The sequence below is a fragment of the Thioclava sp. F1Mire-8 genome, assembly GCF_002213165.1.
GTDB classification, from domain to species: Bacteria; Pseudomonadota; Alphaproteobacteria; order Rhodobacterales; family Rhodobacteraceae; genus Thioclava; species Thioclava nitratireducens.
This window is the reverse complement of sequence record NZ_NBNY01000001.1, coordinates 1,453,048-1,465,324: the sequence shown is the minus strand read 5'-3', so window position 1 is coordinate 1,465,324 and position 12,277 is coordinate 1,453,048. Positions and strand designations below refer to the sequence as shown.

Sequence of the window (12,277 nt, the reverse complement as noted above, 5' to 3'; positions counted from 1 at the left end):
AATCGCGCGAAATTTGCGCAATCGCCCATCGCAAGGCTTGCAATCATGCCCGATCCGTTCCCATCTCGCCGGGAGAACACGAAAAGGAGAGCGCCGTGAACGAGGTATGGCTCGGCCTGATGGGCGGCATGGTGGCGGGCGTCGCGACAGCCGCCGGGGCGATCCCGGCGCTCCTGGGTCGCTCGATGAGCCAGCGCACCGCCGATACGATGCTGGGCTTTGCGGCGGGCGTGATGCTCTCGGCGTCGTATTTCTCGCTGATCCTGCCGGGGATCGACGTGGCAGAGACCATGTTCGGCTCTGTCTGGGTCGCCGCCGCCATCGCCGCGATCGGGATCGCCATCGGCGCGGGCTTCGTGGCCTGGCTGAACGCGACCCTGCCGCACGAGCATTTCACCTCCGGCCGTGAGGGTGCCGATGCGGCGCAACTGGCGCGGATCTGGCTCTTCGTGATCGCGATCACCATTCACAACTTTCCCGAAGGTCTGTCGATCGGCGTCGCTTTCGGCGCGGGCAACGAGAACGGCTTCTCGGTTATGACTGGCATCTCGCTGCAAGACATCCCGGAAGGCCTCGCCGTGGCCGTCGCGCTGATCGGGCAGGGCTATTCTCGGCGGAAGGCCTTCTTCGTCACCGCGATGACCGGGGCGGTCGAACCCGTGGGCGCGCTGGTCGGCGCAGCTGCCGTGTCGGTCTCCGGCGCACTGCTGCCATGGGGGCTGACCTTTGCAGCGGGTGCCATGCTATACATCATCAGCCACGAGATCCTGCCCGAAACCCACCGCAACGGGCACCAGAACCGCGCGACCGCCGGGCTACTCTTCGGCCTGATCCTGATGATGTTCCTCGACGTGACGCTTGGCTGATCCCTCTTTACTTCCGTGCTGCCCCAGCGTAAGCGCCATGCATGATCGCAAGGACCGCATATATTTCCCGTCCCCGACGTCGCCGCTGAAGCGCCTGACGTCCGATCTGCCGTGGCCTGCCGCCACACCCAATCCCAAATCGCTGACCGAAGGCCCCCGAATGTTGACAGCCCCCCGGGACTGTTGCACGAATTTGCCTTCCCTTACTGGAGCTTGACCCCGATGATCCCCTCCGTCCTGCCGACCTATAATCGCGCACCGCTCGCCTTCGTTAAGGGCGACGGTTCCTGGCTCGAGACGGCGGATGGGAACCGATATCTCGATATGGGCGCTGGGATCGCGGTGAATGCGCTGGGTCATGCCGCGCCGGAACTGGTCGAGGCACTGACCGAGCAGGCCGCGAAGCTTTGGCACGTCTCGAATCTCTACCAGATCCCGCAACAGCAGGCGCTGGCCGATGCGCTGGTCGAGAAGACCTTCGCCGATACGGTCTTCTTCACCAATTCCGGCACCGAGGCTGCGGAACTCGCGATCAAGATGGCGCGGAAATACTGGTCCTCGAAAGGCGAGGACCGGGTGGAGATCATCACCTTCGAGGGCGCCTTCCACGGCCGCTCCACCGGTGCGATCTCGGCCACGCCGAAATCGGAAAAGATGGTGAAGGGCTTCGGCCCGCTGCTGCCCGGCTTCACCCAGCTTCCCTGGGGCGATCACGAGGCGCTCAAGGCTGCCGTCACCGACAAGACCGCCGCCATCCTGATTGAGCCGATCCAGGGCGAAGGCGGTATCCGCCCGGTGCCCGATCAATGCCTGAAAGGGCTGCGCGATCTCTGCGACGAGACCGGCGCGCTCCTGATCTTCGACGAGGTGCAATGCGGCGTGGGCCGCTCTGGCCGGCTGTTCGCGCATGAATGGGCAGGCGTCACGCCCGATATCATGATGGTCGCGAAGGGCATCGGCGGGGGCTTCCCGCTGGGTGCTGTTCTGGCCACCGAAGACGCCGCCTCCGGCATGGTCGCGGGCACGCATGGCTCGACCTATGGCGGTAACCCGCTGGGCTGCGCGGTCGGCGCCAAGGTGATGGAGATCGTCTCCGAGGCCGCTTTCCTCGACCAGGTGAACGCCAAGGCAGGTTTCCTGCGCCAGAAGCTCGAAGGGCTGATCGCGGCGCATCCCGACACGTTCGAAAGCGTGCGCGGCACCGGACTGATGCTGGGGCTCAAATGCAAGCGCGCGCCGGCCGATCTCGTGGCCGCCGCCTATGACCAGCACCTGCTGACCGTCCCGGCGGCGGATAACGTGCTGCGCCTGCTGCCCGCGCTGAACATTTCCGAGGCCGATCTGGCCGAGGCGGTGACCCGGCTCGATGCCGCCGCGTCGCAACTCGAAAAGGCCGCCTGACTTCCTCTTGGCGTAAATATCCTCGGGGGCTGCGCGGGAGCGCAGCGGGGCGGACAGCCCCTCAGGCCCCTCCACGAAAGACAAACCGATGAACCATTTCCTCGATATCCACAAAACCGACCCCGCCGCGCTGCGGTCCATGATCGACCAGGGCATCGCGATGAAGCAGGCCCGCAACGGTCGCCCGAAAGGCGCGCCCGATGACGAGCAGCCGCTCGCCGGTCACATGGTCGCTCTGATCTTCGAGAAGCCCTCGACCCGGACCCGCGTCAGCTTCGATGTCGGCGTGCGTCAGATGGGCGGGCAATCGATGGTGCTCTCGGGCGCGGATATGCAGCTGGGCCATGGCGAGACCATTGCCGATACCGCCCGGGTTTTGTCGCGCTACGTCGATCTGATCATGATCCGGACCTTCGAGGAGGAAACACTGCTCGAGATGGCCGAATATGCCTCGGTGCCGGTGATCAACGGCCTGACCGACCGCACTCATCCCTGCCAGATCATGGCCGATGTTATGACCTATGAAGAGAAGCGCGGGCCGATCGCGGGAAAGAAGGTGGTCTGGTCGGGCGACGGCAACAACGTCTTCGCCAGCTTCGCCCATGCCGCGGCGCAGTTCGGCTTCGATCTGACCTTCACCGGGCCGGAAACGCTCGACCCCGAGCGTGCGTGGCTCGACTTGGCCGAGAAGGCGGGCCACCCGATCACGATAGAGCGCGATCCGATCAAGGCGGTCGAAGGCGCCGATCTGGTTGTCACCGACACTTGGGTGTCGATGCATGATCCGGAATCCGCGAAGGAGCGTCGCCACAACCAGCTGCGGCCCTACCAGGTCAACGAGGAGCTGATGAGCCACGCCAAGGCCGACGCGCTTTTCATGCATTGCCTGCCCGCGCACCGCAATGACGAGGCGACGAGCGGCGTCATGGACGGCCCAGCCTCGGTGATCTTCGACGAGGCAGAGAACCGTCTGCACGCGCAAAAGGCGGTGATGCGCTACTGCCTCGGCAAGTGACGACAGAAGCCGGGCAGGGGGTCACTCCAGCCCGGCGATGATCGCGCGCAGCGTCTCGATCCCTTCGCCTTTTTCGGACGAGGTCAGTACGATCTCGGGGAAGGCGGCAGGGTGTTTGGCCAGCGCCTTACGCACCTGATCCAGCACCTTTTCGCAATCTTTCGCGCTGACCTTGTCGGCCTTCGTCATCACGACCTGAAATGGGACGGCGGCGCGGTCAAGCAGCGTCAGGATCTCCTCGTCCACCGCTTTGACGCCGTGGCGCGTGTCGATCAGCACGAAGGCGCGACGCAGCGTTGCGCGGCCCGACAGGTAATCCTTCAGCAACGCCTGCCATTTCGCGACCACCGCGACCGGGGCCTGCGCGAAGCCGTAGCCCGGAAGGTCGACCAGATAGGGTCCGTCCTGCGTGGTGAAATAGTTGATCTCCTGCGTGCGGCCCGGCGTGTTCGATGCGCGCGCGAGGTTGCGGCGGTTCGTGAGCGCGTTGATCAGGCTTGACTTGCCGACATTGGATCGTCCCGCGAAGCAAACCTCAATGCGGTCGGCGGGTGGTAGCCCCTTCATCGCGACGACGCCCTTGAGGAAATCGACGGGGGCGGCGAACAGCTTGCGCCCACGCTCACGCGCGAAATCGTCGGGCTCTTCGGCCAGCGGGAAATTCAACTCCATCAGAGTACCTCGATCTTGTCGCCGCGCGCGATGCGGCCCTGTTTTGTGACGAGGCAGAATACGCCAAGGTCAGTATGCCCGTAATGGCGTTCCAGCTCTGCCAGCATGTCGATGTCGCGCTCGCCCGTCTCGATACTGGCGTCCGTCGCGCGACAACGCCCGATACAGGCGCGCAGTTGCAGCTCTGCCTCGCCCACGCGTACCGTTTTCCCGATCAGGTCCATCTCGGCGAAGGGCTCCCAGCCCTCGACCCAGAGATTGGCGCGGAAGCGGCGGCGGTCGATGGGCTTGCCCACGCGCGCCGAGAGATCGTCGAGCGAAGCCTGCCCGATCAGCGAGACATAGGGCAGGGGATCATCGGTGAAAGCCCGGTCGGGGCCGCGTACCAGCGCGGTCGGGCGCGGCGCGCTCTCAGGCCAAAACGGGCGCAGCCATTCCAACAGTTTGCGCTGGTCGAGCTCACGCTCGGGATCGATCTCGAGATGCCATTGCTCGGGGTGCTCCAGCAGAATGTGTCCGTTCTCGAGCATCCGCGACGTCACCCCCATCAGGCCCGGCGCGGAACGCCCGATCACGAAGTTGATCTTTTGGCCCCAGCTATCCGCGCGCCCCTCTGCATCGACACCGATCTTGGAGCGCTCATGCAGCACCGCCCACTCCCGGTCGCAAGGCAAGACGCGCCCCTCTTCAAGGGACGCGTCCTTCAGTTCCTCTACCCCGATCGACTTGATCGGATGTCGGTAGATGCGAGAGAGCGTTGCGCTCATTTCTTCTCTTCGGCGGGTTTCTTCCGCGAGAAGCTCTCTTTGATATTGCCGAACAGGTCCGGCCGCTTCCCGTGCATCGACATGATCGTGTACTGCTGGATGAACGTGATCGTGTTGTTCGTGATCCAGTAGAGCACGAGGCCCGAGGCGAAGCTGCCCAGCATGAACATGAAGACCCACGGCATCCACGCAAAGATCATCGCCTGAGTCTTGTCCGTCGGCGCCGGGTTCAGGCGCTGCTGGAACCACATCGAGACACCCAGCAGGATCGGCAGGATACCGAGCGACAGGATGAAGAGCGGCGAGCCCGGATCGGGCGCTGCGAAGGGCAGAAGGCCGAACAGGTTCAGGATCGAGGTCGGATCGGGGGCCGATAGGTCGTGAATCCAGCCGATCCACGGCGCGTGATACAGTTCGATCGTGACGTAGATCACCTTATAGAGCGAGAAGAAGATCGGGATCTGGATCAGAAGCGGCAGACAGCCCGCGGCGGGGTTCACCTTGTGCTTCTTGTAGAGCTCCATCATGCCCTGCTGCATCTTCTGGCGGTCGTCGCCAGCGGCCTCTTTCATCTTCTCCATCTCGGGCTGCAGTTCTTTCATGCGCGCCATCGATATGTAGGACTTCCGTGCCAGCGGGAAGACGATCAGCTTGATGATGAAGGTCAGCGCGATGATCGCCCAGCCCATGTTGCCGATCGCGCCATGCAGGAAGTGCAGGAGGCGGAACATCGGCTTGGTGAGGAAGTAGAACCAGCCCCAGTCGAGCGAGTCGACGAATTTCGGGATCGGGACATTGTCCTGATAGTCGCGCAGGGTTTCCCATTCCTTCGCACCGGCGAAGAGGTGGGTCTGCGCGTCACCCTTGGCGCCCGGCGCGACGTCGATCACCGGCAGGCGGGTCTCGGTCTGGTAGATGTCGGACTTCTCGCCCGAATATTTCACCACCGAGGTGAAGGGGCCCGAGATCGGCGCCAGAACGGTCTGCCAGTATTTGTCGGTAAAGCCCGTCCAGCCGGCGTCCTTCACCTGCTTGATCTCGGCCTGACCCTCGGCGCCCTTGTTATCGAGCTTGGTGATGTTCTTGTATTTGATCTCTTGGAGATTGCCGTCATCCATCGCCACGAGGCCTTCGTGGAGCACGTAGACGCGGCGCTCCTCGGGGATGCCGTGACGCGCGATGATCCCGTAGGGGGCAAGCTTCACGGCGGCGTCGGTACCGTTCTGCACCGACTGCTTGATCGTGAAGAGATACTTGTCATCGACCGAGATCTCGCGCTGGAAGGTCAGGCCGTGGCCGTTGTCCCACTGAAGCGTCACAGGCGTGTCGGGCGTGAGTTTGCCGTTGCCGACCTGCGTCCAGACCGTATTCGGGCCGGGCACCTGGTCGCCCGGCAGACCGCCCGCGGGCAGCCAGCCATAGACGACGTAATAGGGCAGGGTCGAATTGTCGGTATTGCCGCTGATGGGCGAGAGGAGACGCACGTCGGGCGAATCTTTCGCCAGCGTTTCCTTGTATTTCTTGAGCGACAGGTCGTCGAAGCGCCCGCCGAGAGTCGAGATCGAACCCTCGACCGCCGGGGTGTCGATCGCGATGCGCGCGGCGCTTTGGGCTTGGGCGCTCGCGGTTTGCGACATGGTCGCCGTATCGACCGGCGCGCCGGTGGTGTCGGCCGCAGACTTCGGTGCGATATCAGTGCTTTCGGGCGTCGCGGCCTGTTGCGTGGTCACCTCGCTCGGCGGGGTCGTCGTGTCCTGCGTGGGCGGGAAGAAATAGGTCCAGACGCCCAGCACGACTGCGGAGAGTACCACCGCGAGAATGAGATTCTTGTTTTGGTTGTCCATGAAACCCTAAGTCCACAAGCCTGTCGAAAACTTGCATGGGTTCAACAGAAGGGGCAGCCAAAGGTCAAGCCATTTTCCCTTGAAACGATCGATCGGGCACGGTTTGCCTCTGCGTGCTTGGTCACGATGCCGGGCGCGCGGCGGCGGAGCGCGGTCTGCGGGGCCGCTCAACGCCGGCCGATTTGCGGCGTCGCGGCGAGCTTGGTGCGGTGCCGTTCTGCCCAATCGAGAAATTCGCTGATCGGCATCGGGGCGGCGATCGCCGGGCCTTGCACCGCTGAGCAGCCCAGCTGGCACAGCATCGCGTGCTCGGCGATACCCGGCACCCCTTCGGCGAGCGTTTTCAGCCCCAGACCTTCGGCCATCGATACGATCGCGGCGGTCAGGCGCTGGTGTTCGGTGTTGTGGTCGATCTGTGCGGTGAGCGAGCGATGGATGCGCAGCCGCTGCGGTCCGAGCCGGTGGATCGTTTCTGCCGAGACGGGGCCGGAGCCGAACCCCGCCAGTTCGATCAGGCAGCCGAGGCGTTTGATTTCGTGCAGGGTGCGACAGCAAACCGGATCGTCGAGCCGCGCCACCATCGCCTGCGGGACGATCAGCCGCAGCCGGTTCGGGGCGATCTCGAACCGGTCGAATTCCCAGGCCAGCCGCTCGGCCAGTCTCGGGTCGCCCATCTGTCCGTGCAGGAATGGCAGCGAGGCCGGGCCGAAGTCGCTGCCGTCGCGCGAGATGTCGCGCAGCGCACCGAAGGCCGCGTAGAGCATCACCTCGGAGAAGCGCGCGCCGAGCCCTGCAGCTTCGATCGCGGGAAGAATCTCGCTTTCGGTCAGGATCCCGCGCTGCGCGTGAAGCCAGCGCGGGATTGCCTGAAATCCCACGATGTCCCCGGTATCGGTGGATATCTGCGGCAGGAAGAACGCCTTTATATGCCCGGCCTCCAGTGCCTCCCCCACGCTGGCGGATAGCGGGTGCGGGCCCGGCTCTTTCATGACGATCTTGTTGGAAGGGGAGGAGCGGATCGCGCCGGGGCCGCTGCGCATCGCGCGCTCGGCGGCGGTTTCGGCGCGCGACAGTGCCGCCTCCGCCTCCGCATGGGCGTGCGCTTCGGCCTTGGCCAGCGTGGCGGCGTCCTCGCGATGGGCAGGGGACGCATCACTCCGGCCCACGAGGTGAAAGCCGATATGCATGGTGATCTGTTCGGTCTGTGCCGCGATCGAGTAAGGCTCGCTTACCGCTTCCTGCAGGCGCCCGCAAAGCTGGATCATGCCCTCGAGCCCGAGGCGTGGCGTCGGGCGCAGCAGGACCGCGAAACGGGCACCCTCCCATCGGGTGACTACGTCGCCGCTGCGCAGCTGCCCCTGAAGCCGCTCGCCGATCCGGCGCAGCAGCAGGTCGAAGTCCCTGGCCGGCAGGCGCCGGAGCGCCTGCTCCGGCGCGTCGAGGCCGAGGATCAGGCAGCCGGTCGGGCGATTGCGCGCCCGCGCGTCCTGCAGGGATGCGGCCATTTCGGAGATCGCGGCATTTGGCGGCGGCAGGCCGGTAGCGGGGTCGCAGCCTTCCTCGTCAGTCTCAAGCGGGACAGGCAGGGGGCGGGTCATCCAACCCACCAGAAGCGCGGTAAGGCCGATCAACACCATCGCCTCGGGCCCCACCCAAAGCAGGGCGAGCCCGCAGGCCGGTACGAAGGCGATCATCTCGCGACGGAGCAGAACCGGCCCCGGCTTGCCGTGATATCTTGCGCGCAGCTCTGATTTGCGGGCGGCGCGCTTGCCCCCGTCCTTTCCCATGACACCTACCCCCGTGGCACATGCAGGCCCCTCAGGAGCCCCCTTCGCAGGCGAGGTTAGGCGCAATTGGTATTCAGCCGGTTAATCGCGCTCGCGCAAAACCGGGACGTTTTCGTTAAAATCCGCTTCACTCTCCGCGCGCCGCTCGAGCCCCGCGAAATCGAAGATCGCGGGGTCGCACAGGTGCGAGGGGCGCGCGTTGAGTAGCGCCTTGAACATCTTGTTGCGGCGGCCGGGGGCGTTCTTCTCCCAGCCGTCGAGCATCATCTTCACCTGCTGGCGCTGCAGCCCGTCCTGAGAGCCGCAGAGATCGCAAGGGATGATCGGATAGTCCATCGCGCGGGCGAATTTCTCGCAATCTTCCTCCGCGACGAAGGCGAGCGGTCGATAGACGAAGAGATCGCCTTCCTCATTCAGCAGTTTGGGCGGCATCGTCGCGAGGCGCGAGCCGTGGAACAGGTTCATGAAGAAAGTCTCGAGAATGTCGTCGCGGTGATGACCCAGCACGACGGCCGAGCAGCCTTCCTCGCGCGCGATGCGATAGAGGTTGCCGCGCCGCAGCCGCGAGCAAAGCGCGCAATAGGTGCGGCCCTGCGGGACCTTGTCCATCACGATCGAATAGGTGTCCTGATATTCGATCCGGTGCGGCACGCCCATCTTCTCGAGGAATTCCGGAAGCACGGTCGCGGGGAAGCCCGGCTGGCCCTGATCGAGATTGCAGGCCAGCAGCTCCACCGGCAGCAGCCCGCGCCATTGCAGCTCGTGCAGCACGGCCAGCAGCGTGTAGCTGTCCTTGCCGCCCGACAGGCAGACCAGCCAGCGTTGACCGCGTTCGATCATGCCGTATTTCTCGATCGCCTCGCGGGTTTCGCGCACGATGCGCTTGCGCAGTTTCTTGAACTCGGTCGTCGAGGGCGCTCCTGCGAAAAGCGGATGGATCGGGCTGTCTTCGTCATCAAGCATCTGGAGTGTCCTTCGCGTCATGCGCATGGGCGCAACGATGGGCGGCGTCATGTTCGGGATCGGCGCCAGGCACCGGGTCGTAGCCATGCCCGCCCCAGGGGTGGCAGCTGAGGAGCCGTTTCCCGGCAAGCCATCCCCCCTTCAGTGCGCCGTGCCTCTCGAGCGCTTCGAGCGCATAGACCGAGCAAGTCGGCTGGTAGCGGCAGCCGTGCCCCATCCAGGGGCTGAGCAGCAAGCGATAAGCATGAACCGGCAGGGCGAGGATTCGGGCGAGGGGGCTCATTTGCGTTTGCTCCCCTTGGGTTTGCGCGGCCGCGGCGGGGTGATCGGCAAATCGTGAATGATCGTGAGCACGGTCTCGAATTCGGCCAGCATGGCGGCGAAGTCGCGCGTTGCGGTCGCCTCGGGGCGCCCGACCAGAACATAGTCCCAGCCCGGCCGACCGGCCTTAGGCAGAACGGCGCGGGCGATTTCGCGCAGACGCCGTTTCGCGCGATTGCGCGCCACCGCATTGCCGAGCTTCTTCGAGCAGGTGAAACCCACGCGGATAAGATCGGGGGCGATGGGCTCGTCTTCGCGGCGTTTGCGCGCCTGCAGCAGAAAGCCGGGCATCCCCTTACGCTGCGCCGAGGCCGCTTTCAGGAAATCCGCCCGCTGCCGCAGAACCGCGGTCGGGCGAGTCGGATCATCTGAGCGTATGGCGGCCATCAGGGGACCTCCGGCGAATAAACGGCGCGCAAAATAGCGAAGCCGCCGGTCTTTTCACCGATCCGACCCGAGGGCCCGACCTGCGAAAAGCATCCGGCGGCGTCAAAAGCCAGTCGCGGCTGTAACGGCCTTAAGCCGACAGACGCTTACGGCCCTTCGCGCGACGGGCGTTGAGAACCCGGCGTCCACCCTTCGTGGCCATGCGGCTGCGGAAGCCGTGGCGACGGGCGCGAACGAGGTTCGACGGCTGGAACGTGCGTTTCATCGTTTTCACTCCGGTTCGGGCCCAGAAACAGGATTCGAGGGCCAGATAGCATTTCGAAGCCGCTCTTTAGTGACCTCTCCCCGGCAAGTCAATTCGCGAAAGCGGGTTTTTCCGGCTTTTCCGGTCGCTTCGCATGGATCGTGACCGCTCACGGGGTTTTGCCTTTCGTGCGAGCCACCTATCTTGTGCACAAAGAGCGGCTGACGCGCAGGATGGCATCCTTGCATCCTGACGGGCGGTGCATCAAGAGTGACAGTGAAGGGGACAGGCCGACGCTGCGGGGCGGCTCTGCGTTTGATAGGCGATGAAAGTGAACACTCTTTCAGGACGGTTTCTGATCCTGACCACGGTTTTCGTGGTGCTCGCCGAGGCGTTGATCCTTTTGCCGGGGCTGGCGAATTTCCGTGAGGACTATCTTCTTACGCGACTCGAGCGGGCGCAAATCGCCTCGCTCGCGCTGCTGACCACAGACACCACCATCGCGCCCGATCTGGAAAAGGAACTGCTCTCCAACGCGGGCGTCTTCAACGTCGTGCTGCGCAGAGATGCGGCGCGGCAGCTGGTGTTGTCCTCTCCGATTCCCTCGCCCGTGACCGAAACCTACGATTTGCGCGATTCGACCGAATGGACGCGCATCCGTGACGCGGTGCATGCGCTCTTCGATTCCGAGGATCGCGTAATCCGGGTGCTGGGGCAGCCGGTGCAGAAGGGCGGCATCGTGATCGAGGTGACGCTCGCGACCGAGCCGATGCGGATCGCGATGGTGGAATACGGGCTACGGCTCCTGTCGATCTCGGCGGTCTTCTCCGTGATCACCGCCGTTCTGCTGTTCCTGCTGGTGCGGCGCCTGATGGTCGTGCCGATCAAGCGGCTTGTAGCGCATATGTCATCCTACGCGGACGCGCCCGAAGACGCGCGGCGTATCATAACCCCGCAGGCCAGCGTCGAGGAACTGCGCGTGGCGGAAGAGGCCTTGGCCTCGATGCAGCAGCAGCTCACCGCGTCGCTGCGCCAGAAGGAGCGTCTCGCACAGCTGGGGCAAGCGGTCGCCAAGATCAGCCACGACCTGCGCAACATCCTGACCACGGCGCAGCTCTTCGCCGACCGTATGGAAAGCTCGGACGATCCCGGCGTGAAGCGCGCGGCGCCGAAGCTGACCGGCTCGATCGAGCGCGCGATCAACCTGTGTGAAACGACGCTCGCCTTCGGCAAGGCCAAGGAACCGCCGCCGACGCTGTCGCGCTTCATGTTCGGCGAGCTGGCGCAGGAAGTTCTGGAAAACGAGGAACACCCGAGCGAAGGCCCGGTCGTCGATTTCGTCACCGACATGCCGCCGAACCTGGTAATCCGTGCCGACCGCGAGCAGCTCTACCGCGTGCTCAACAACCTCGTGCGCAATGCCCGTCAGGCGATCGAGGCCACCGGAAAGAACGGTACGGTAGAGATCGGCGCAGGCGAGAATTCCGAAGGTTGGTGGATTCGCGTGCAGGACAGTGGCCCCGGACTGCCCGAGACCGCCCGCGAACATCTCTTCAAGCCGTTCACCGGGGGCACCCGAGCGGGCGGTACGGGGCTCGGCCTCGCTATTGCCGCGGAGTTGATTCGTGGCCATGGCGGGCGGCTGGACCTCGTTCGTACCGATGGGAGCGGCACCGAGTTTCGCATCTTCCTGCCCTCCGATGTCGCGTTGGATTGTGTCTCCGAGAAGGGCGCCGGCGCAATCTCCTGAGCCCGTGCGGGGTTACGCACCGGCAGCGATGCACCCATCCGCAGGGCTGCCGCGAGGGCATCCGGGAATTTTGACGGTTTTGCGAAATTGCCGCGAATTTGCTCTTGCATCGCTCCGACGTGGCCGTTACATCGCCCCACATAAGCGGACCCGTAGCTCAGCTGGATAGAGCACTTGACTACGAATCAAGGGGTCGGGCGTTCGAATCGTCCCGGGTCCGCCATTTCTCTCCCTTCCGAAATGTAGATGATCAGCACGCC

At 64.5% G+C, this 12,277-nt stretch carries 12 protein-coding genes and 1 tRNA gene; 5 read left to right on the top strand and 8 right to left on the bottom strand.

The window, feature by feature from the left end; genetic code table 11:
• The first annotated feature begins 119 nt into the window (after window positions 1-119).
• From B6V75_RS06720 to argF, 3 genes are all read left to right on the top strand, one after another.
• Window positions 120-866 (top strand): ZIP family metal transporter, encoded by a 747-nt coding sequence (locus B6V75_RS06720; RefSeq protein WP_088719409.1) that lies wholly within the window; start codon window positions 120-122, stop codon window positions 864-866.
• Window positions 867-1,088: 222 nt separating this feature from the next.
• Window positions 1,089-2,267, top strand: coding sequence for an aspartate aminotransferase family protein (locus B6V75_RS06715; RefSeq protein ID WP_088719103.1), 1,179 nt, complete (start codon window positions 1,089-1,091; stop codon window positions 2,265-2,267).
• Window positions 2,268-2,355: 88 nt separating this feature from the next.
• The gene (gene argF, locus B6V75_RS06710) at window positions 2,356-3,282 is read left to right on the top strand and encodes an ornithine carbamoyltransferase (RefSeq protein ID WP_088719102.1); all 927 of its coding nucleotides are present in this window, start codon (window positions 2,356-2,358) and stop codon (window positions 3,280-3,282) included.
• A gap of 21 nt (window positions 3,283-3,303) precedes the next feature.
• Here the strand turns inward: argF and yihA are convergent, their stop codons facing one another.
• The 8 genes from yihA to rpmH all read right to left on the bottom strand — a co-directional run bounded on the left by yihA (window position 3,304) and on the right by rpmH (window position 10,288).
• A complete protein-coding gene (gene yihA, locus B6V75_RS06705) occupies window positions 3,304-3,954 on the bottom strand; it encodes a ribosome biogenesis GTP-binding protein YihA/YsxC (protein ID WP_075776237.1) in 651 nt (216 codons plus the stop codon).
• Entirely contained in the window at window positions 3,954-4,721 is a 768-nt protein-coding gene (locus B6V75_RS06700; protein WP_088719101.1) for an MOSC N-terminal beta barrel domain-containing protein, read from the bottom strand. Before B6V75_RS06700 ends, yihA begins: the two co-directional genes overlap by 1 nt.
• A complete protein-coding gene (gene yidC, locus B6V75_RS06695) occupies window positions 4,718-6,565 on the bottom strand; it encodes a membrane protein insertase YidC (RefSeq protein ID WP_088719100.1) in 1,848 nt (615 codons plus the stop codon). Before yidC ends, B6V75_RS06700 begins: the two co-directional genes overlap by 4 nt.
• A gap of 167 nt (window positions 6,566-6,732) precedes the next feature.
• A complete protein-coding gene (locus tag B6V75_RS06690) occupies window positions 6,733-8,352 on the bottom strand; it encodes a GGDEF domain-containing protein (RefSeq protein WP_088719099.1) in 1,620 nt (539 codons plus the stop codon).
• 81 nt (window positions 8,353-8,433) lie between these two features.
• The gene (ttcA, locus tag B6V75_RS06685; RefSeq protein ID WP_088719098.1) at window positions 8,434-9,315 is read right to left on the bottom strand and encodes a tRNA 2-thiocytidine(32) synthetase TtcA; all 882 of its coding nucleotides are present in this window, start codon (window positions 9,313-9,315) and stop codon (window positions 8,434-8,436) included.
• Window positions 9,308-9,598 carry a membrane protein insertion efficiency factor YidD gene (gene yidD / locus B6V75_RS06680; protein ID WP_075776232.1) on the bottom strand — a complete coding sequence of 97 codons (291 nt, stop codon included), beginning with the start codon at window positions 9,596-9,598 and terminating at the stop codon, window positions 9,308-9,310. Before yidD ends, ttcA begins: the two co-directional genes overlap by 8 nt.
• On the bottom strand, window positions 9,595-10,023 hold the full coding sequence (rnpA, locus tag B6V75_RS06675) for a ribonuclease P protein component (protein ID WP_088719097.1): 429 nt from the start codon (window positions 10,021-10,023) through the stop codon (window positions 9,595-9,597). The genes yidD and rnpA overlap by 4 nt, the downstream gene beginning before the upstream one ends.
• A gap of 130 nt (window positions 10,024-10,153) precedes the next feature.
• A complete protein-coding gene (rpmH, locus tag B6V75_RS06670; RefSeq protein ID WP_075776231.1) occupies window positions 10,154-10,288 on the bottom strand; it encodes a 50S ribosomal protein L34 in 135 nt (44 codons plus the stop codon).
• Window positions 10,289-10,592: 304 nt separating this feature from the next.
• On the opposite strand from rpmH, the gene B6V75_RS06665 reads away from it, so the two are divergent.
• Both B6V75_RS06665 and B6V75_RS06660 read left to right on the top strand, forming a co-directional pair.
• Window positions 10,593-12,017 (top strand): HAMP domain-containing sensor histidine kinase, encoded by a 1,425-nt coding sequence (locus B6V75_RS06665; RefSeq protein WP_075776230.1) that lies wholly within the window; start codon window positions 10,593-10,595, stop codon window positions 12,015-12,017.
• A gap of 146 nt (window positions 12,018-12,163) precedes the next feature.
• Window positions 12,164-12,240: transfer RNA gene (locus B6V75_RS06660), tRNA-Arg, on the top strand.
• The last annotated feature ends 37 nt before the right edge of the window (window positions 12,241-12,277 follow it).